Source organism: Psychrobacter sp. NPDC077938 (assembly GCF_044542635.1).
GTDB lineage: Bacteria > Pseudomonadota > Gammaproteobacteria > Pseudomonadales > Moraxellaceae > Psychrobacter.
The window spans coordinates 64,775-86,253 of sequence record NZ_JBITUW010000004.1 but is presented as its reverse complement, the minus strand read 5'-3'; the positions used below and the strand labels follow the sequence as shown (position 1 = coordinate 86,253).

The window sequence follows — 21,479 nt, the reverse complement described above, 5'->3', positions numbered from 1 at the left end:
GAGGACTTTCTCGTTTAATTAGGATTGACGGTATTGGTATTTTGGATAAACCACTGTTCAATCACGCTGTTTGCAGGCTCATGGTTACTTTGCTGTTGTAGCGACTGCTTTGTCACTAGTAAGTCGTGTAATTGCTCGGCATAAGCGCGTGGTTGCAGCAATCGCATCACGGTGCGGCAAATATTATCACCGCTCGCTTGCTCTTGAATAAGCTCAGGTACGATTGGCGCATTAGCCAATATATTAGGCAATGCCACATATGGTACTTTTACCAGACGCTTGGCAATTTGGTAAGTCAGCTGATTTAATTGATAGACCACTACCATCGGCCGTTCAAGCAGCATTGCCTCCAGCGTTGCTGTCCCAGATGCTAGCATCACGATATCTGACGCCGCCATGGCATGTTGGCTAAATTCTGGCTGGGTATCATCGTAGACCACCACAATTGCTGCACGCAGCTGCTCTGAGCGTTGGTCGATTACCTCTTGCACGATATATTGATGGTTTTGATCGACCGTTGGAATAATAAAGCATAGCTTAGGATCTAATAGGATTAACTTTTGGATGCCATCAAGCATCAATGGCAGAATAGCTGTAATTTCACCGCGCCTAGAGCCTGGCATCACACAAATAAGCTGACTCACATCATCGAAGCGTTCGATGAAGAACTGCTGCAGCCCATCATTGTCCCAAACGAGCTCACTGCGACGTTGGTTGATTGGCGTATCGATCAGATTCTGATCAATGGTTCGTAGTAATGGATGGCCCACACAGATAGCCGGATGGTTATGTCGCTCATAAACTGGTAACTCAAACGGGAATAGGCATAGCACCAAATTGGTCGCCGCTTTAATATTATGGATACGCGACTCGCGCCACGCCCAAATAGAAGGACTAACGTACTGCACACAGAACACGCCTTGGGGCTTTAGTTTTTTGGATACTCGCAAATTAAAATCAGGCGCATCAATACCGACGAACCAATCAATACTGGCAGCCTTAAATGCGTTCAGTAGCTCGCGGCGCGCTTTAAGCAAATCTGGTAGCTGCGACATGACCTCAACCAGACCCATCACTGCCAAGCGCTCTAACGGGAAAATACTCTGTAGCCCTTGCGCTTGCATTTTCGTACCGCCTACGCCTACCCAGACAATATCATCACGTAGATTATTCATCTGCCGCATAAAATCTGCGCCTAAGCTGTCACCAGATACCTCACCTGCGACGATGCCTATCACTAGCGGTGTAGCATTTATATTTGCTACTTGATAATCCGTCTCGGCTTGATGAATGAGGTCAGTATGGTGATGAGACGTAGCAGAATCTGTCATGACAAGCTCTCGATATTAGGAATACACAAAATAAAATAAACCGTTATTATAAAATATAACGTAATAAATCAGCGATATGGCTTTATGAATAATATGAGTACTCATCCGTACTGTTTTAATGCCACAGTTTGGGCCACCCATCGCTAATGTTGCTATCATACTTGACGATGATACAAATAGCGAAATTCACGCATAAAATCTGAGCGTTATGCACCAAAAACTCAATCAACTCTTATTAATAGATAGAAAAACCAAATGCTAAACGTGCATTTAGAACATCAAATATCACGCTAAGTCTCTATAAGTATAACTAAGTTTTAGTTTTCTCATTCCAGTTATCAGTCAATTAACTGCTCGACTACCCTTGTCAACCAACACTTTTGTCCGCATAATGAATGTTCCTATAAATCAGCTAGACGATATATAACCATGACAACATCAGTTACCCATAATGCAGATATTGACGACGTGAATATTGAAAAATTTATTCCTTTGATTACCCCCGCCGAGCTAAAAGCCGAGCTGCCTCTGTCAGACGACGCGTATAACACCGTACTAAAAGGTCGTAATACTATTCAAGATATCTTGGATGGTAAAGACAAGCGTTTGTTTGTGGTCATTGGCCCTTGCTCTATTCACGATATCAAAGCCGCTCACGAATATGCCGATCGTTTAGCCGTATTGGCAAAAGAAATCGAAGACAGTGTATTTGTGGTCATGCGTGTTTATTTTGAAAAACCTCGTACGACGGTTGGCTGGAAAGGCATGATCAACGACCCTGACATGAATGACAGCTTTGATATAGAAAAAGGCTTGCGCACGGCTCGTAAATTGCTACTTGATCTGAATGAAAAGGGTCTACCTTGCGCGACTGAAGCACTTGATCCAAATACACCGCAGTACATACAAGATCTAATCAGCTGGTCAGCCATTGGTGCACGTACCACTGAGAGCCAAACGCATCGCGAAATGAGCTCTGGTTTATCATGCCCAGTTGGCTTTAAGAACGGTACTGATGGCGGCATGACAGTTGCTGTAAATGCCATGCAAGCGGTTAAAGAAGGTCATAGCTTCTTAGGTCTATCGTCAGATGGTAAAGTCTCTATCATCAAATCTAAAGGTAACCCTTACGCGCACGTGGTACTTCGCGGTGGTAACGGTAAACCTAACTATGATGAAACTGCGGTAGCCCAAGTTGAAAATGAGCTGGCAAAAGGTAAAACCAATAGCAAGATTATGATTGACTCAAGTCATGCTAACTCAGGTAAAGACCCTTACCTACAACCGATGGTTATCAAAAATGTTGCCGAACAAATTCAAAATGGCAATAAATCAATTATCGGTATGATGATTGAGAGTCACTTGAAAGGCGGCAATCAAAAATTGACTGCGGATTTAAGCCAGCTTGAGTACGGCAAATCGATCACCGATGGTTGCCTAGATTGGGATAGCACTGTCACAGCATTACGTGACTTACGTGATATGGTAAAAGATGTGCTACCAAATCGCTAATAGCTATCCGCGATAATTTATCGTCGAGCAAACAATAAAAAGCCCCTTTCGCACTGATGTGAAAGGGGCTTTTTACTTATAAAGATTCTATAAGAAACGCTCTATTCTAAAACTTAATTAGCAATGACCAACAGCGATACATGTTTCATTAATTGGTCATTGCTAACCCTATTCTAGAAATAGTATTTTCATAAAATTGATATTACACTTCGATACATGTTGCACTGCTCTCAATTAACTATTTGCAGCACCTAACACGCTCTCTAAGCTTTCAAGCACATGCTTAGATGAAACGTTCTTGCGCAAGTCTGTTAGTTGCTCATGCGCCATCTGACGACGTGGCTCAGCCAACGTATTCCAGCGAGCCAGTACTTGCAGTAAGCGCGATGCTAACACAGGGTTGGCATCATCTAATTTCTGAATCACGCCTGTATACATCTCTAGACCTTCTGTCGTCCATAATACCATTGGCTGCGAGCTAAAAGCACTGATGACCGAACGGACACGGTTAGGCGTATTCCAATCAAAGTCCGTGTGCGTCAGTAGCGACTTGACCATATCAGGCGTCACATCGTCAGCGGCAGCTTGGACACTGAACCACAAATCGACAACCAGATCATTTGCTTGGAAACGATCATAGAAGTCTGCTAAGTACTTATCTGCATCTACCAGCTGATGATTGACCATGGCCTTCAATGCACCAAAGCGCTCAGTCATACAGCTCGCATTGTCATACTGCTGCTGTGCCCAGTCTGCTGCATCATCTACATTCGCCGTCAATGCCATATCGAGTACGACATTACGCAGCGCACGAATGCCTCGAGCTTCAGCGCTATCCTCATAAGACTGCATTGGCAGATTATTGTACAGCTCAGCCCATTGGCCTTTTAACTTATCAGCCACTTGCTTGTATAGCCCATCACGCTGCTCTTTAACCAACACTGGATCGTAGTCTTTAGAAATAGCAGAAGCCAGCTCTTGCGCTGATGGAATATCAAGCAATCGTGCCGCTAGCATCGCATCATCAGCTGCTAAGACAGGCAGTGTCTGCGCTAATGCTTCTAGGTATACATCAGGGCTGCTCTTCGTACCTTGGCCTTGCAGTAAAATACGATTTACCAGCATTTGAGTAACTTGCCAGCGGTTAAATCCATTGGTTTCATGCTTAAGCAAAAATGCTAAGTCTGCATCTTGGTAGTCATAGTTGAGCTGTACTGGCGCGCTAAAATCACGTAGTAATGATACGACAGGCTCGCTCGCGACGTCCTCAAAGACAAACGTTTGCGTCGCTTCGTCAAGCAATAACATACGCTCAGCAACAATAGCGCCTGAGTCTTTGTCAAATAAGGCGGTTGCTACAGGTATCGGCAATGGTTTTGGTGCATCAAAACCTTTAACATGGCGTGTTTGCTGATTCAACGTAATGGTCAGCGTCTGTGCGGCGCTATCATAGGTTTGAGAACCCGATACCACTGGCGTACCTGGCTGACGATACCAATCAATAAAATTCTCGATTTTGTCATCAGTGATACTCAGCGCTGATAAAAAGTCCTCAACCGTTACCGCTTGTCCATCATAACGACGGAAATACTCATCTGTTCCTTTGCGGAAGTCATCTGGCCCTAACGTATTGGCAATCATACGCACAATTTCAGCGCCTTTCTCATAGACAGTCGTCGTATAAAAATTATTAATCTCCACAAAGCTCTCAGGACGTACTGGATGTGCTAATGGGCCTGCATCTTCGCTAAATTGATGGGCTCGCAAGGTCGCCACGTCATCAATACGCTGCACCGCACTTGACTGCTGATCTGCTGAAAATGACTGATCACGGTAAACGGTAAAGCCTTCTTTCAAGCACAGCTGAAACCAATCACGGCAAGTAATACGGTTACCTGTCCAGTTATGAAAATACTCATGAGCAATAATGGCTTTTACGCTGAAACTACGGGCATCGGTGGTCGTTTCAGGGCTAGATAACACACAAGCAGTGTTAAAAATATTCAAACCCTTATTTTCCATTGCACCCATATTGAATTGGCTGACCGCCACAATCATGTAACGATCTAGATCGTAGGCTCGTCCATAATTGACCTCATCCCACTTCATGGCATCTTTTAGGGCTTGCATACCGACATCGCATTTATCGATATCAGCAGACTTGGCATACAACTCAAGCAATACTTCTCGACCTTCGCTAGTCGTATAAGAATCTGTCAATACATCTAAATCGGCTACCACACAGGCAAATAGATAGCTTGGCTTATTGGTTGGATCGTGCCAGATGGCATAATGACGGTCTGGAGCGTCGGCCACTTCGCCTGCTTCGACTAAGTTACCATTGGCCAATAACGTCGGATAGCGCTTATCTGCTTCAAGTCGCGTGGTAAATATCGCTAGCACATCAGGGCGATCAGGATAAAAAGTAATCTTACGGAAACCTTCTGGCTCGCACTGAGTCACAAACATCGTGTCCTCACCGCTACCGGCCATATATAAGCCTTCAAGCGCCGTATTGGTCTGTGGGCAGATACGCACTTGAATATCTAAAGTAGCTCGCTCAGGAGCATTATGAATCGTCAGCTTACCCGCTTCCTGCTGATAATCCTCAGTGCTCAGTGCCTTACCATTCATCGTAATCGTTAGCAGCTCTAATGACTCACCAAATAAAACAATATCCCCTGCCGTTTGGCGTACCATCTCAAGCGTACTGTCTACCTGCGCGTAGTCTTCAAACAGTTTGATATCTAAATGTACTGTCTCGACATCAAAACTTGGTTTGATGTAGTCTTTTAGATTAATCTTGCTTGGCACATGGGGCGGCACATCTGGCATTTCAGGATTGATGATTTGTGCATCAGTTTCAGCAGTAGACATATGGTGTCCTATTATTATCGGTGGTTTGGTTATAAGGTAGTTTTACTAGGGATAAGTAATATAATAATGAGTAGTATCATTTCGCTATTTGCAAAAGGCACTAGTGTCAAGAAAGACTTTATCTTTAGGCTAACTAATCAGCTAAGCACATAGACAAGCTTTGCAATGATTAAGCTAACTTTTATACTAAATTGATTTTCTCATCAAGCTTATAGCTAGATTGACCTAAATCGCTAAATTTCAAGTATGTATAGTAAGATATCGTCGGTTCAAGATGATTTAAATATGAAACATACGTTATCAATTGGATAATGTCGTTGAAAATGATTTAATAGTCATACTGATGACCAATCATTTAACTAACGGCTTATTATATGACAAAAAATACGGTGAAACGCGCAGACATTACCCTACCTTTGCTTATAGAGTATGTTGACGCGCTACTACCCTCATTGACGGCTCAGACAGAACAGTCACCTGAGCATAACAAAGATAATAGTGAAGCATTATGGGTAACACATAACCATGCGGATTTATTGGCACTACAAGCACAACTTGACGATACTACATCTACTAATAAGAACACTGAAGCGAAGCTGAACGCACAAAAATTATCAACGTTATCAGATCTTGCTAAACAGCATGTACCTGATCGTTATGAGCTTGCTTGCTTTTGGCTGCCTACCTTGTCAGAAGAGCTGACTCAACACTATGTGCCGCTACTGATGCGCTACCGTGACCTGTATGCCGCGCATTTGCTTATTGCATTGGACAGCTCGATAGATTTGAAACCTTATGGCTTTACGCCATTTGATATATTGAGTGAGCCATCTCTAAATATTGATGATATTCAATCTATTACCTCATCAACCGTTACTGCGACGCTTTGGCAATTTAATCTATATGACTACAAACAACTACCAAATTGGCTCAATGCTGATTACTGGGCCAACCCTGAAAACTGGGGCAAGCACCGCTGGTAATACACTCAATTTTATCTATCGTAATTTACAGTAAAAATACTTACATAAATTAACATTTAGTATATTATAGATAGAGATTGCCTAAGTTTTATCGGAAGCAGTTTAAAAAAACAAATTTAATTAAAATTTTAGGAGCTCGTCATGTCAATCAGTTTTTCTAAGATCGCTGTTCTTGCTGTACTGTCAAGCGCCGTTGCATTAACCACCGGTTGTGCGACCAAGCGTTCTACCTCAGAAGTTGTCGTTGCCCCGCTAGGTATTCCAGGTGGACAAGTTGGCTACAATGGTGCGGTTATCGTTGATAACTCAAACGCTGTCATTACTGGCGCTGAGAATATTCAAGCAGTGGTCTACTTTGCCTTTGATAGCAGCGAAATTACTGCTCAATCAGCGCGCGTCCTTAACCAACACGTAAGCCTGCTAAATTCAAACCCAGCAGCGACTGTCGTTATCGCAGGTCACACTGATGAGCGCGGTAGCCGTGAATACAACATGGCACTAGGTGAGCGACGCGCACAAGCTGCCCGTAACTACCTTGCTGCTCAAGGTGTCACTGCAAACAACATCCGTGTCATTAGCTATGGCGAAGAGCGCCCTGCAGCAGCTGGTAACACTGAAGACGCGTATGCACAAAACCGTCGTGCTGAGCTGTCTTACTAAATTGTGATTTAGCGTTATTTATAGCGTTCGATAATTTAATAAAAGCCCAGCAATAGTATATTGCTGGGCTTTTGATATTTTTAGTAGGTTAATTAGATATAAACTATTTAAATATAGCTATTGTATGACTATCTATGTATCAAATACATAGCGTTCAGACTTACTCAATTCTATGATAATCGTTTTTGACGACTAGTAATATATGCTGACTTCTAAGCTTACCCAGATACAGTACACTCAACTCGACACCACGACATGGTGTGTGACGGCTCAAGTAAGCGAGTCAGTGAGTCATTTAGTCACTGAAAGCTTGTGGAAAAAATCATTATGGTTTTCATCATGTAATACGTCGTATGAAGACATTATCAAGTTTGATAGCCTAAATTGGTACTATCAGGTGGCGACAGCAGTGCCTAAACACTCAGTACCTGCTCTAGCACGTAAACAGCGTCAGCAGCAGCGACAAGGCGTCAGGCAACTATTGCAAGAGCTGCTTAAGAAGTTAGAAATAGATGACACCTTAGATGAGTCAAGCTTTCCCTATCGGCTCGTTAATAGTCAACATTACGTATGCTTTAGCCATACAGGAGCTAGTAGTTCAAAGCAAACTACAGAATCGAATCAGACAAATTTTACGCATTTACACAGCACAATAGCGGTTGTTATCAGTCGTCAGCGTCCTGCTGGTATCGATATAGAGACCAATAATATTGCATGGCATGTAGTCAAGCGTTTCTACTCAGAGAGCGAGTTAGCCATTTTACAGGAGCTATCTACAGATCAGCGAGAACGCACTGCCAAACTGTTATGGCAAATAAAAGAAAGCTTTATCAAAATTAACCAATACACATTGGCTCAAGGCTTAGGTATGGATTACTCTCACCTTATTCCTAGGTTAATTGAGAATGGTAAAGAGATTAACTCTGCCTCTGTACTCAATGATAGTGAGGATACGGATTACCAATCTGTTTATCGTATTGCCGTATTACAATCCCAACAGACTGTCATCGTTTTCTGAGCAAAGTTCAAACCCGAGTTTTAGAATATCTTTCACTACTTTATTTTAAGCACAAAAAAACGACCCCAAAAAGGATCGTTTTTTTATTTTCTACTAATGACAGTCTTTAAACTGTGATTAGATTAGAAACGGTAAGTTGCACCAACTTTAACAATTGGGAACCACTCTAACCAATCTTTATCTTCTAGCTCTTGCTCAGCAGCTTGTGCAGCAGCAGTTGCTTCAGGAGTATTACCTGAAGCAGTTACGTTAGCATCTGTTTTACCCATATAAGCTGCACCAACTTCACCAAATACACCGAAGTTATTTGTGATGTTTGGACGGAAGCCAACAGTAGCATAAGGAGCTAGCTTGTTACGATGCTCAATAGTACCTTGTAGAGTACCTACATCGTCTGCACTGTAATCAACGTCATTAATTCTGTAGTTATTATCCTCAGAGTTCGCACGTACATCGATATCATTATCAGGAACGATGATACCAGCACCCATTGTGAACCAGTTACCAGTAGGACGTAATTGTACGCCTAGGTATGGGTTGCTAAAATCAGTATCAACATCATAGTTTACGTCGTCTGCATCAAAGTCACCGCCGAAAAGGTCAGCAGCATCGCCACCTGCCCAACCAGCTTGCAGTTCAGTTTTCTCATTCACTGACCAACCAATGTTCGCACCATAACCTAGAGTACCAACTTCAGCACTAACAGATGCTGGGTTGATAGCTGTTTGGAACAAAGTTTTAGTACCACCAAGTACCGCACCAGTAGTGTTGCGTACTACACCAGCGTCAGCATTGTATGCATAAGCAGCAGGTTCTGCTTCATAGGCTACAGCAACTGGCTCAGCTTCATATGCAACTGCAGCGTTGTCATCAACAACGATAACTGGCTCAGCAGCTAATGCAGCAGTTGATGCTAGAACAGCAGCAGAGATTGCCGTCAATTTAATAAATTTCATAATTATTCTCCTAAAGTGTGAAATAAACCCGCCCATAAAAAACGATGATTGTGCTTTTGTTAAACCATCATTTTGTTGAGGTGATTAAAACAATTCTGACTTAAAAAGTCACCCCTACTGATGCTGTTTTTATTTGCCATTATGTAAAGATTGCATAGGTACTGTAATAATTGCTACACCAATCTGCAAAAATTCGCCTTTATGTTACATAACGTCCTTAAAGTAACTAAACAGCATAAACATGAGACTTTGCTTGCTTAATGTTTATGTAAGGGTATTGCAAAACATGTCCACATAATTATCTAGAACGCACTTTAAATCAATGACAGTTATATGGCTTAACCTTACGGAATAGTGTGGCTTGTTAGTTGACGTATCTATTGTTACTTATATAAGAGAATCTACGCTAACAAATAAAACGATATAAATGATCTCATATAACGCGACTAACGCTTGCCTCAAGCGAATATTATGCTAAATTAGTTGTTATAATAGATTTGTTATAGAACGTCAGTATTGTCACTATTTGTCTTATTTATGAAAACCTTGTGATGCTGCCTGCTCTATTTCTTTACTCCTAACGAGCCATATATATGCCTAAAGTATCGTCGATTACCCGTGTACTAGAAATCATCGAAGCAGTGTCCTATGCTTCAAAACCGCTTTCTCCACTCGAGCTTTCACAAGAGCTAGATATACCTAAACCAACCATTCATAGATTGATTCAAAACTTGGTTGATGATGGTTTTTTGACTGTTGATATTGGTGGCGGCATTATCCCTGGTAAGCGCGTACGCAATTTGAGCGTTGAGCTATGGCAACAACGACTGTTCTTTAACGAGCGACAGATGATTTTGCAAAAACTGGTTGATGAGCTAAAAGAAACTTGCGGTATTGGCATTCCCTATCATATGAATATGATCTATACCAACCGTGCTCAGACGACCTTGCCACTACAGATTTATCTTCCTGTCGGGGCAAAGTCACCTATGTGGTGTACAGCGACTGGCAAACTCTATCTAAGCCAACTATCTACAACTAGCCGTATGAAAATACTACAAGGGTTACCATTAGATAAGTTTACTAAGAATACGATTACTGATATCGATGCATTAAATGCCGAGCTTGATCGCATTGCTGATACTGGTATCGGCATCGACAATGAGGAGTTTATCTCTGAGATGGTCGCAGTCGCTGTACCTATCTTGGATAAAAAGCAACGCTATCTGGCTTCTCTCTATCTGCATGCGCCCACCATACGCGTCTCATTAGATGATTTGCTGACGCACATACCAAGACTGCAAGAAGCAGCACAAGACGTTCAGACTCTCGTCTACGATCTGCAAAGCTAACACAGTCTATTAGCCATAAAAAAGGTCTACGCTATGATTTTAGCGTAGACCTTTTTCTTTTCAGCAAATACATTCTCTTAATTAATGCCACCTACTAGTGATACTAAAAATTCGTAATACTAGTATGTCTAAGAATTAGCATGTCTAAGAAGGTTACATTCAAAAGAGACACAGTTAAGAGAGCCATGTTTAAGACAATAATGAGACATCATGACGTCCGATAATACTAGAAAAGTCTTTATCACCATTCTCTACAGTATGTGAGGCATATAATTCTGTTGCTTTGGCACCCATTGGTGTTTCTACTTCAGTGTCTTGAGCAGTCTGCATCGCAAGATTCAAATCTTTTTGCATCAATTTGCTCATAAAGCCGCCTTGATAGCCATTGCTAGAGGGCACATTTTCCATGACTTTTGGATAAGGGTTATAAACCTCTAGTGTCCAGTTACGCCCTGAGCTCTGTAGCATGATGTCTGATAGCACTTTGGGGTCTAAGCCGTTCTTGACGCCTAGATTAATTGCCTCTGCCGTGCCTGCCATTAAGATACCTAACAGCATATTATTACAGATTTTAGCCACTTGTCCTGCGCCGTGCTCACCCGCATGAAAGATGTTTTTTCCCATCACGGCAAGTATTGGCTCAGCCTTAGCAAAAGCGGCAGCATCGCCGCCGACGATAAAGGTCAAACTACCAGCAACTGCCCCACCTGTACCGCCAGAGACTGGTGCATCCAAGAAGTCTATCCCAAGCTTACTTGCCGCCTCTGCTACTGTTCTTGCATCAGCCGCCGCAATCGTACTACTGTCAATTACAAGCGTACCTTTTGGCAGTTCTGCAAGTAACCCATTAGATCCGCTATCGCCTAAATATACAGAATGTACATGCTGGCCTGCAGGTAACATACTAATCACGACTTGAGCATTACTTGCAGCGTCTTTAGGACTTTCTGCGACACTAGCCCCTGCTTGCTTCAAGCGCTTAGTAGCTGTCTCAGACAAATCAAAAACAGATAGCTCGTAACCTGCCTTTAATAAGTTCTCTGCCATTGGCGCACCCATATTACCAAGCCCAATGAAGGCGATATTTGGTTTAGAGTTATTATTATCCATCGTACTTGTATCCTTTGTACCCATCTCATCACTCCTTGATGATTTATGATGTAGCTATTGCTACATACTATTTAACAGTATTTATTAGTGAATTTTACTTATGTCCTACGTTATAAATTTCTTTTAGGCAGTTAGCGGACACTTTGACTGCCTAGTGCGTTATCACCCAGCCAATCGCCCAAAGGGTGCTCACTTGTCGCATAAGGATTGACAAAGTGCTGATCGATATACGCCTGCCCTTCTACACTCAGACAGTCTGCTAATGAACGCGACCATTTGGGATTTCTATCTTTATCAATCAATAGCGCCCGCACACCTTCTTTGAAATCAGGGTTGGCCGCACAATGTACTGCTACATTGGTTTCTAAATACAGGACTTGTTCGATCGATAGGTCAGCGACTTTGTGATACAGCGCATAGGTTAATGCTGCCGTTACCGGGCAACCATGACGATAAGTGGCGACTGCACGCTGCGTCCAGCTGTCTGCTGCAAAGTCTTGGTTTAGCTGTGCGAGCGCAGTATCGCTTTGTAACAGTGCATCGATATCAGCCAGACCACCGCTATTCATCAGTTGCTGGATAGGTTGCCAATATGTTGCAAGCTTACTATCAGGCAGTTCGGCTACTGGCAGCTCAGCAAGCGCACGACTGACAATACTATGTGCGCTATTATTATGACTCTTATCTGCACCGCTCGTGTTATCGACTGCCTGCCAGTCGCTCTGTTTGAGGCGCTGCATGACGGCATCATAGTCATGACTGGCAACAGCATGCTCTGCCAGATTGGCCAATAGCGCATCGTTGCCATTGCACATCGCTCCAGTTAAACCTAAGAACAAACCTGTTTTGGCGGGCATCCGCTGCAAAAACCAACTGCCAGAAGCATCAGGGAACAATCCAATCGTGACCTCAGGCATGGCAAAACGTGTGCGCTCAGTGACCAGACGATGACTACATCCTGCCATCAGCCCCATCCCTCCGCCCATGATGATGCCATCGCCCCAAAGTATTAATGGTTTCGGATAAAAATGCATTTGACGATAGAGACGATACTCGTGACTAAAAAACTCAGTGGCATACGGGTTTGGCATTGGTGCACTGGTAGACATGCTGTCATAGAGCTTACGAATATCGCCGCCCGCACAGAACGCTTTATCCCCTGCACCTTTTAATACAAGCGCTACCACTTGCTCGTCCGCTTGCCACTGCTCTAACTGCGCTGAGAGCAATTGACACATATCAACGCTGAGTGCATTAAGTGATTTGGGTGTATTAAGTGTCATTACACCAATCAAATGCCCGCAATCTGTCGGCTCAGTATTGAACAATACAGAGGCCTCTTGCTCGGTATTGTTCGAAGAGTTTTGGGTATCGTCGGTAGCTGCTGTCATAAAAGTGACCTACAAAGTTAAAAAGTTAAATAATGTCATGAGTGTTATGACCCAAGCATTTTAAGCAATGCTTATTTGTTTTGCCAATTGGGTTGACGCTTTTCTAAAAAGGCCTGTACCCCTTCACGCTGATCTTTGGTATCAAACAACTTCACGAACGCTTCACGCTCATGGATAAGATTTTGCGCAGGCGGAGTGTCTCTAGCCGCTTGAATGAGTTGCTTGGAATAACTGACAGCAACGGGTGATTGCTTTGCGACTTTTTTTGCTAAGTTTTGAGCGATTTGCAAACCATCACCTTTGGGCGCGACCTCTTCAACCAAACCAATACGCAATGCCGTATCTGCATCAACCCGCTCACCGCACAGTATCATGCGTTTGGCCCAACCTTCCCCTACTAGCATAGGCAAATTTTGTGTGCCGCCAGCACATGGCAACAATCCTACGCCTGTCTCTGGCAATGCCATCCGTGCGTGCGCTTCTGCAATACGGATATCACATGCGAGCGCACACTCAAGTCCGCCGCCCATCGCATAGCCATTGATAACTGCAATACTGACACCGCGATAGGCAGACAATGCTTCAAACGCCTCACCAAATGCAATCGCCATGCTGATGGCACGGCCTTTATCGCCGTCTGAGAAATTATTTAAATCTGCACCAGCTGAAAAGAACTTTTCGCCATCTCCATGCACGATTAATGCGTAAACATCATCGTTGGCATTGAGGTCGGTAATGAGCTGCTTAAGTGCATGTAGACTGTCCATCGTCCACGTATGTGCCGGTGGGTTATTCAACGTCAATGTTGCGGTATGGCCATCAATTGAGAGCTGTAGATTTGTATACTCTGTCATAAAACATCCTTGTTTCAGTAGATCCAGATAAATTAGCGCAGTTGACTTACCCCTTCATCTTGCAAGACCTGACGTGAAATAATCACTCGCATGATCTCATTGGTGCCTTCCAAGATTTGATGGACACGCAAGTCTCGCACATGGCGCTCAAGCGGATACTCATTTAGATAACCATAGCCGCCGTGCAACTGCAGAGCTTCATTGGCAACATCGAAACAAAGATCCGTAGATAAACGTTTTGCCATCGCGCAGTAGGTAGACGCTTGCCCATCGTTGTTATCGACTTTATCAGCTGCTAGATACAACATTTGCCGCGCGGCAATGGTCTGAGTCAACATATCAGCAAGTTTAAACTGTACCGATTGTAAGCTAGCAATCGGGCTACCAAATTGACTGCGCTCTTGCACGTAACTGGTTGCGGTCTCTAACGCCGCTTGTGCCGTACCTACCGCACAAATACCGATATTAATACGACCACCATCTAGTCCTTTCATCGCGATACGAAAGCCTTGGCCTTCCTCACCTATCAAGTTCTCTACTGGTACTTTGACATCTTTAAAGCTAATTGTCCGTGTCGGCTGTGCTTTCCAGCCCATTTTATGCTCGTTTTTGCCATATTCGATACCTGTACTATTGGCATCTACGACGAACGCTGACACGCCTTTTGGCCCTGCCGCGCCCGTACGCGCCATCACTACCAATACATCGGTTGAGCCTGCGCCAGAAATAAAGGTTTTTTCACCATTCAGTACATAATGATCGTCTTGCTTTTCCGCTTTGGTACGTAAGGAGGCTGCATCAGACCCTGCATTTGGTTCTGTTAGGCAATAGCTGCCAAGCCACTCACCACTGACCATATTGGGTAGATATTTTTTGCACAAAGTATCGCTGCCATATTCGCCAATCATCCATGCAGCCATGTTATGAATACTCATATACGCTGCTACAGCCGTATCGCCCCATGCAAGCTCTTCGAATACCATTGCTGAGTCAAGTCTTGGTAAGCCCAAGCCGTCATACTCTGGATTAGCATACAGTCCCAAAAAGCCAAGCTCACCAGATTTTTTAATTATATCGACTGGGAAATGCGAGTTGCGATCCCATTCAGCAGCATTTGGTTTGAGCTCTTTTTTCGCAAACTGACGAGCCGTTTGGCGAAAGGCGACTTGGTCATCGGTCAATGAAAAATCCATAGGGTCATCCTTGTTCTTATAGATCAAATAGAGGGCTTAAATCTCAGATAAACATTAATAAAAATACTAATAAAAAGGTTGGTCAGAGATTTTATAAGACATTAGCGCGACATGATAGCGGTATAACGATAATAAAATTGCGTTCAATATTACCGCAAGTCGCATTATCGTCATACCGAAAACACAAAATGTCATACTGATAAAACAATGAGCTGACGATTAAATTGAAATCGTTGTATTGACACCGCGGCTCGCTTCATCATCAAACCAACGTGCCGTCACTGTCTTCGTCTGAGTATAGAACTGTACGGCTTGCTTACCGTAAGGCCCCAAGTCACCAAGCTTACTGGCGCGTGAACCTGAGAATGAGAACATTGGTAATGGCACAGGAATTGGCAAGTTAATACCGATTTGACCAACTTGAATGTCTTGCTGGAATTTATGTGCAGCTGCGCCTGACTGAGTAAATATCGCCGTGCCATTGCCATGTGGATTGGCATTCAGTAGTGCAATCGCTTCATCTAAGCTGTTAGCACGCATGATACACAATACTGGCCCAAAAATTTCTTGCTGGTAAATCTGCATGTCGCTTGTGACATTATCAAAGATAGTCGGGCCAACGAAGTTACCTTTTTCAAACCCTTCAACGGTAATTCCGCGACCATCTAAAATTAAACTCGCACCTTCTTCTACCCCAGTACCAATCAAATGCTCGACACGGGCCTTTGCAGCAGGCGAAATCAATGGCCCCAAATCCTTGTCATTTTTACCTGCTGATACGACCAACTTTTCTGCTTTGGCTTTAATGTCATCAATCCACTCACCAGCTGCGCCTACTAGTACGACGACCGACAGCGCCATACAACGTTGACCCGCTGCACCAAATGCTGCGCCTGCTAGCTGATTGAGCGTTTGCTCTTTATTAGCATCAGGCAGGATAACGCCATGATTTTTGGCACCCATCATGCACTGTGCACGTTTACCTGACTGGCTTGCACGCTCATAGACATGTTTGCCTACATGAGTAGAACCGACGAAAGAAACCGCTTTGATATCTGGATGGTCGCAGATAGCATCGACGGTTGCTTTGCCGCCATGTACTACGTTTAGCACGCCTTCTGGTACACCCGCTTCAATCGCTAGCTCTACCAAACGCATCGTCACCATCGGATCCTGTTCAGACGGTTTTAGGATAAACGTATTACCTGTAGCAATCGCCATTGGGAACATCCATAGCGGAATCATCGCTGGGAAGTTAAACGGTGTGATACCGGCGCAAACGCCAAGTGGCTGCCAAATGCTATAAGTATCGACGCCTGACGCCACGTTTTCTACGAAGTCACCGATTTGCAGATTGGCAATACTAGCGGCATGTTCGACCACTTCTAGACCACGGAACACATCACCGCGCGCATCAGCAATCGTCTTGCCTTGCTCTGCGGTCAAGGTTTCTGCCAGCTCATCCATATGATCACGAATCAGAGATTGATACTTTAAAAAAATACGCGCACGCGTGGTAATTGGCGTTTTGCGCCATGTCTCAAACGCTGTCTGTGCGGCTGCGACAGCTTGGTTAATCTCATCATTGGTGGTTTGCGGAACTTTGGCAATGACTTCTTGCGTCGCTGGATCAGTGATATCAATCCATTCGTCGGTGTTTGATTGTACGAACTGACCATTGATAAGCTGTTGAACGTGGTGCATAAGATATCCTTATCTTTTTTGCGAGACTACCGTGTGACGGCACCTAGATATTTATTAGAAAAATAAAAGCGATGGGTATTTATCTATAAAACATTCATAAAAAATTGAATTTTAAAATGATTTATTTTGTATCGTTATTGACTATAACAATAAATCAATTTTACGGTCAAGCGCTTTATCGAAATTTTATCTAAGTTTATTTTACTGACGCGTGTTCTTATAAAGAATTACCTAGGGCGTGTCCTCATTTTAAAAATAGTGATAAAAATGAGATAAATGGCAGTCAAACAAGGAAAATAGCGCAGATAATATCGAGATATTAGTCAGCTATTTGACGCCGTTTGGCAAGATTTAGCCATTTTTAACCCATTTAGATGACTATCGATTGAATTGAGGACACGCCCTAAATAACAAACACAAAAAAGCCCATGATTACTCATGAGCTTTTATAAAATAAATCTATTTGTTATGTGAAATAACGATCATTGCTGACTTACAGATCGATACATTGCGTTAATCAATAATCCTTCATCGCTTGCTTGATCGCATCAATAGCGGTTGGATTATCAAGCGTTGACATATCTCCTGTCGGTTGGTTTTCCGCCAGAGCACGAATTGAGCGACGTAAGATTTTACCAGAGCGGGTTTTTGGCAGTGCCTGAGGGAAGTAGATAGCGGCTGGTCGCGCGATGCCGCCCAAAGATTTTACGACAGCGCCTATCACTTGCTGCTCGATACGGAAACGGTTTTCGGTGGTTTCAATTTGCGTTTGATCTTTTAGGACACAGAATGCAATAGGTAGCTCACCTTTTAACTCGTCTTGAATACCTACTACAGCACACTCTGCCATCTCTGGATGCGTACTGATGGCCTCCTCAATCTCTTGCGTGCCTATGCGATGTCCTGCGACGTTAATCACATCATCGGTACGCCCTAAGATGTAGAAATATCCTTCTTCATCTGTCACTGCATAGTCCGAGGTTGAGTACTGCTGACCATCAAACAGACCAAAGTAGCTGCTGATAAAGCGCTCGTCATTACGCCATACCGTGGTAAGGCAGCCAGGCGGTAGTGGCGCTTTAATTGCAAGCAATCCTTTTTCGCCAGCCTGACAAGGATCGCCTGTTTCCTCATTGATAACATGCGCCTCATAGCCATACATCGGGTAACCAGGTGACCCCTGCTTGTGCGGCTTATGATTGAACTTTGGCGTATGGCTCAAGATTGGCCAACCAGACTCTGTTTGCCAATAGTGATCTAAAATTGGCACGCCTAGATGCTGAGTCAACCAACTAGCCGTTGATTCATCAAGCGGTTCACCTGCCAAAAAGAACGACTTCACACTAGACACATCGTAGCGCGTCATCCAGCTTTCGTCTTGTTTTTTGAGCATACGCACGCCTGTGGGTGCAGTGAACAAAATATTAACTTTGTTAGCTTCGACGATACGCCACCAAATACCAGGGTTTGGCATATGCGGCAAGCCCTCATACATAATACTGGTCATACCTGCCAGTAACGGCGCATAGATCGTATAAGAATGCCCGACGGCCCAACCAATATCAGATATCGCCCAAAACGTCTCGCCAGCCTTGCCATCATAGACATAGTCTATCGACGTCGTCAGCGCGACTGCATGACCACCCGTATCACGCTGCACCCCTTTTGGTGTACCAGTAGTACCAGAAGTATAAAGCAAATAGGACGGGGTGTTTGACTCGAGCCAAACTGGCTCTACGACTGCATTTGCCTCACAGCTATGACGACGCTCAGTTGCATAATCGACATCGATGTCTTTTGTTTCAAATGGCAATATACCACGATTGACCACCAGCACATGCTCTGGTTTGACAGTCGCTTGCTCGACGCCTTGATTGACTAGGTTTTTATAATTGACGACCTTACCGCCGCGTAACCCTGCATCTACCGTAATGACCATTTTGGCTTCGGCATCATCCATACGGATAGCCAAGTTATGGGCGGCAAACCCACCAAATACGACTGAATGTACGGCACCAATACGCGCACACGCCAGCATGGCATAAGCCGCTTCCAATATCATTGGCATATAGATGATGACACGGTCACCCTTGCCAATACCGTGACGCTGTAGCACATCGGCAAAGTAATTAACTTCTTTATACAAGTCATTATAAGTCAGGCGGCGCTTGGTATAGTCTGTATAAAACTCGACGTTATTGCCGAGATCCTTAAACGAATCAACGACCGCTGGAAAGGTTTCTATCAATTCTTGATTAATCTCTGATGACACCCACACAAAGGCATCTTGCTCTGCACGGTCTGCCAGATGACGATCGACACAGTTATAACAAAGATTGGTCTCGCCGCCGACAAACCATTTGGCAAAAGGCAGATTACTGTCATCTAAAATTTGCTCAGGCTCTTTATGCCAATAGATACGCTTCGCCTGCTCAGCCCAAAACTGCTCTCGATCCGTAATAGACTCATGATAAATATCAGCGAAGTTTGGCGTGTCTGTCGCTTGGGTGGAAACTAGGGATTGGGAATGGTCGCTCATAGTAGCTGTCCTTAGCATAAACGAGAAATGAGGCAATAGTATTTTATAGTTAAGGCACTCAATAAGTTATAACGGTATTCACCTCGTGCAACGTAGCAACTAGCTAATACCAACTCTAAAATGCTTCAACTATAAAAAACCATGTCTTAATAAATACTGGTCATCCTTGCCAGAATTAAAAAACCGATACATATCGTATCGGTTTAAAATGTAGCAGAGCCTATCGGAAAGGTCAACTATTAAGCGTGTAATACGCGCTACATTTTGACGAATACAAATATTTAAAAATCTAACTGATACTAATCAAATCTCAGTTTGATTGGCATACATCTCACGCATGACTTTTTTGTCATGTTTACCAACGGAAGTTTTTGGTAGCTCATCAACGAATTTAAACTGGCTTGGCACACCATACTTAGGAATGATACCGCGCTCTACCGCTTTTTCTGCAATCGCTTTGATATCATCAGCACTAGTATCCTTAGCATCAGGCTTTAGCACCATCAAAGCCAACGGACGCTCGCCCCATTGCTTATCACGCACCCCAATCACTGACACATCGGCTACTGACGGATGTAGTGATAAAATAGTCTCAATCTCTAGTGATGAAATCCATTCACCACCTGATTTGATCACATCTTTTAAGCGATCGGTGATTTTGATATAGCCATCAGGACGTATGTAAGCGATATCTTGGGTATGCATATAGCCATTTTCCCATAACTCTTTGCCAGCGTCGTCGTTTTTAAGGTAACTTTGGGTCAACCAAGGTGCACGCAATACCAGCTCGCCTGTATTGTCTGGTCCAGTTCCTACTGACTTATTGCCTTCACCCCATACCTGAGCATCAACCATTAATACTGGTTTACCTGTCATACAACGACGGGCAATGTCTTCTTCCTCTGTCATTTCAGGCTCATCGAGACTAAATCCCGTTAAACTAATAAGCGGCGCTGTCTCAGACATACCATAGCCTGTATAGACCTCAATGCCTTGTGCCATGGCCGTTTTGGCTAGACCTTCGGTCAGTCTTGAACCACCAATAATCATTTTTAGACCATTAAAGCTAGCGTCGCGATCTTGTGCTTCTTTGAGTACCATTTGCAAAATCGTTGGTACACAATGGGTGATACTGACCTTTTCATTGATAATTAAGTCCATCAACGTATCAGGCGCATAGCGACCTGGATAGACTTGCTTTAGACCCACCATGGTTGCTGTAAACGGAAAACCCCATGCATGCACATGGAACATTGGCGTCATCGGCATATAGACGTCACCATAGCTCACGCCTTGCTTATCAGGCAGCATCCCCAAAGTTGCCGCTTCTGCTAGTGTATGTAGCACTAGCTGACGATGGCTAAAGAAAACCCCTTTTGGATCACCTGTCGTGCCTGACGTATAAAAGGTCGTCGCAATGGTATTTTCATCAAAATCTGGGAAATCAAATTCGCTATTAGCAGCTTTTAATAACGCTTCATATTCGCCTGTGACACGGCTTTGATTACTACCAAAGATACCTTCAGCAGTGACACCATTGTCATCTAGCCAGATAATATGCTCAATACTTGAATTTTCAAACTGATAGTCTTTAACCAATGGCGCAAACTCAGAATTGAGCATCAGCACTTTAGGCTTAGCATGGTTGATGGTATAGAGGATTTTTTCAGGTGATAGACGGATATTGACGGTCTGTAAAACGTACTCTGACATTGGCACGGCAAAATAAGACTCAAGATAGCGATGACTGTCCCAATCCATCACGGCAACCACATCACCCGCATCAAGCTTTAGGTCTGCCAATACATTGGCCAAGCGATTGATACGCTCAAACAGCTCTTTGTAAGTCAGGCGCTTTTTGTCCGCATACACGATCTCTTGATCTTGCGATACCGTTTTTGCACGGCTTAATAATTGCTTGACCAGTAATGGATAATCGTAGGCAGATGGTGCACTGTGGTAAATGTTTGACATAGATCTGACTTCCTTGTTTGTCGTA

The 21,479-nt window shown here is 43.7% G+C and carries 14 protein-coding genes and 1 pseudogene; 5 read left to right on the top strand and 10 right to left on the bottom strand.

Annotation, left to right across the window (positions count from 1 at the left end):
- Positions 1-14 precede the first annotated feature (14 nt).
- Positions 15-1,331, bottom strand: coding sequence for a lipid-A-disaccharide synthase (gene lpxB, locus ACIGBM_RS08270; RefSeq protein WP_397477408.1), 1,317 nt, complete (start codon positions 1,329-1,331; stop codon positions 15-17).
- Positions 1,332-1,760: 429 nt separating this feature from the next.
- Between lpxB and ACIGBM_RS08265 the strand changes: the two genes are divergently transcribed.
- Entirely contained in the window at positions 1,761-2,843 is a 1,083-nt protein-coding gene (locus ACIGBM_RS08265; protein ID WP_102078467.1) for a 3-deoxy-7-phosphoheptulonate synthase, read from the top strand.
- A 234-nt stretch (positions 2,844-3,077) separates the two neighbouring features.
- Here the strand turns inward: ACIGBM_RS08265 and pepN are convergent, their stop codons facing one another.
- Positions 3,078-5,678, bottom strand: coding sequence for an aminopeptidase N (gene pepN, locus ACIGBM_RS08260; protein WP_397477560.1), 2,601 nt, complete (start codon positions 5,676-5,678; stop codon positions 3,078-3,080).
- A gap of 416 nt (positions 5,679-6,094) precedes the next feature.
- Between pepN and ACIGBM_RS08255 the strand changes: the two genes are divergently transcribed.
- The 3 genes from ACIGBM_RS08255 (at position 6,095) to ACIGBM_RS08245 (ending at position 8,381) form a co-directional block, all read left to right on the top strand.
- A complete protein-coding gene (locus ACIGBM_RS08255; protein ID WP_397477407.1) occupies positions 6,095-6,703 on the top strand; it encodes a DUF6231 family protein in 609 nt (202 codons plus the stop codon).
- A 141-nt stretch (positions 6,704-6,844) separates the two neighbouring features.
- The gene (gene pal, locus ACIGBM_RS08250) at positions 6,845-7,363 is read left to right on the top strand and encodes a peptidoglycan-associated lipoprotein Pal (RefSeq protein WP_397477406.1); all 519 of its coding nucleotides are present in this window, start codon (positions 6,845-6,847) and stop codon (positions 7,361-7,363) included.
- A gap of 202 nt (positions 7,364-7,565) precedes the next feature.
- Positions 7,566-8,381 (top strand): 4'-phosphopantetheinyl transferase family protein, encoded by an 816-nt coding sequence (locus ACIGBM_RS08245; protein ID WP_397477405.1) that lies wholly within the window; start codon positions 7,566-7,568, stop codon positions 8,379-8,381.
- Positions 8,382-8,503: 122 nt separating this feature from the next.
- Here the strand turns inward: ACIGBM_RS08245 and ACIGBM_RS08240 are convergent, their stop codons facing one another.
- Positions 8,504-9,337, bottom strand: coding sequence for a hypothetical protein (locus ACIGBM_RS08240; RefSeq protein WP_397477404.1), 834 nt, complete (start codon positions 9,335-9,337; stop codon positions 8,504-8,506).
- Positions 9,338-9,930: 593 nt separating this feature from the next.
- Between ACIGBM_RS08240 and ACIGBM_RS08235 the strand changes: the two genes are divergently transcribed.
- Positions 9,931-10,689, top strand: coding sequence for an IclR family transcriptional regulator (locus tag ACIGBM_RS08235; RefSeq protein WP_397477403.1), 759 nt, complete (start codon positions 9,931-9,933; stop codon positions 10,687-10,689).
- A 189-nt stretch (positions 10,690-10,878) separates the two neighbouring features.
- Here ACIGBM_RS08235 and mmsB read toward each other — a convergent pair.
- The 7 genes and pseudogenes from mmsB to ACIGBM_RS08200 all read right to left on the bottom strand — a co-directional run.
- A pseudogene (gene mmsB / locus ACIGBM_RS08230) lies at positions 10,879-11,832 on the bottom strand (3-hydroxyisobutyrate dehydrogenase); the annotation flags it as partial.
- Positions 11,833-11,930: 98 nt separating this feature from the next.
- Positions 11,931-13,190, bottom strand: coding sequence for an enoyl-CoA hydratase/isomerase family protein (locus tag ACIGBM_RS08225; protein WP_397477402.1), 1,260 nt, complete (start codon positions 13,188-13,190; stop codon positions 11,931-11,933).
- A gap of 71 nt (positions 13,191-13,261) precedes the next feature.
- Positions 13,262-14,044, bottom strand: coding sequence for an enoyl-CoA hydratase (locus tag ACIGBM_RS08220; protein ID WP_397477401.1), 783 nt, complete (start codon positions 14,042-14,044; stop codon positions 13,262-13,264).
- Between the two features lie 32 nt (positions 14,045-14,076).
- Entirely contained in the window at positions 14,077-15,237 is a 1,161-nt protein-coding gene (locus tag ACIGBM_RS08215; protein ID WP_397477400.1) for an acyl-CoA dehydrogenase family protein, read from the bottom strand.
- A 219-nt stretch (positions 15,238-15,456) separates the two neighbouring features.
- Positions 15,457-16,941, bottom strand: a complete 1,485-nt coding sequence (locus ACIGBM_RS08210) for a CoA-acylating methylmalonate-semialdehyde dehydrogenase (RefSeq protein ID WP_397477399.1) — start codon at positions 16,939-16,941, stop codon at positions 15,457-15,459.
- Between the two features lie 517 nt (positions 16,942-17,458).
- Positions 17,459-19,480 (bottom strand): propionate--CoA ligase, encoded by a 2,022-nt coding sequence (locus ACIGBM_RS08205; protein ID WP_397477398.1) that lies wholly within the window; start codon positions 19,478-19,480, stop codon positions 17,459-17,461.
- 303 nt (positions 19,481-19,783) lie between these two features.
- Positions 19,784-21,454, bottom strand: coding sequence for a fatty acid--CoA ligase (locus ACIGBM_RS08200; protein ID WP_397477397.1), 1,671 nt, complete (start codon positions 21,452-21,454; stop codon positions 19,784-19,786).
- Positions 21,455-21,479: the final 25 nt, after the last annotated feature.

Coding starts and splice junctions, on each gene's coding strand:
- lpxB (WP_397477408.1), bottom strand. CDS start 1,331: ATGACAGATTCTGCTACGTCTCATCACCATACTGACCTCATTCATCAA.
- ACIGBM_RS08265 (WP_102078467.1), top strand. CDS start 1,761: ATGACAACATCAGTTACCCATAATGCAGATATTGACGACGTGAATATT.
- pepN (WP_397477560.1), bottom strand. CDS start 5,678: ATGCCAGATGTGCCGCCCCATGTGCCAAGCAAGATTAATCTAAAAGAC.
- ACIGBM_RS08255 (WP_397477407.1), top strand. CDS start 6,095: ATGACAAAAAATACGGTGAAACGCGCAGACATTACCCTACCTTTGCTT.
- pal (WP_397477406.1), top strand. CDS start 6,845: ATGTCAATCAGTTTTTCTAAGATCGCTGTTCTTGCTGTACTGTCAAGC.
- ACIGBM_RS08245 (WP_397477405.1), top strand. CDS start 7,566: ATGCTGACTTCTAAGCTTACCCAGATACAGTACACTCAACTCGACACC.
- ACIGBM_RS08240 (WP_397477404.1), bottom strand. CDS start 9,337: ATGAAATTTATTAAATTGACGGCAATCTCTGCTGCTGTTCTAGCATCA.
- ACIGBM_RS08235 (WP_397477403.1), top strand. CDS start 9,931: ATGCCTAAAGTATCGTCGATTACCCGTGTACTAGAAATCATCGAAGCA.
- ACIGBM_RS08225 (WP_397477402.1), bottom strand. CDS start 13,190: ATGACAGCAGCTACCGACGATACCCAAAACTCTTCGAACAATACCGAG.
- ACIGBM_RS08220 (WP_397477401.1), bottom strand. CDS start 14,044: ATGACAGAGTATACAAATCTACAGCTCTCAATTGATGGCCATACCGCA.
- ACIGBM_RS08215 (WP_397477400.1), bottom strand. CDS start 15,237: ATGGATTTTTCATTGACCGATGACCAAGTCGCCTTTCGCCAAACGGCT.
- ACIGBM_RS08210 (WP_397477399.1), bottom strand. CDS start 16,941: ATGCACCACGTTCAACAGCTTATCAATGGTCAGTTCGTACAATCAAAC.
- ACIGBM_RS08205 (WP_397477398.1), bottom strand. CDS start 19,480: ATGAGCGACCATTCCCAATCCCTAGTTTCCACCCAAGCGACAGACACG.
- ACIGBM_RS08200 (WP_397477397.1), bottom strand. CDS start 21,454: ATGTCAAACATTTACCACAGTGCACCATCTGCCTACGATTATCCATTA.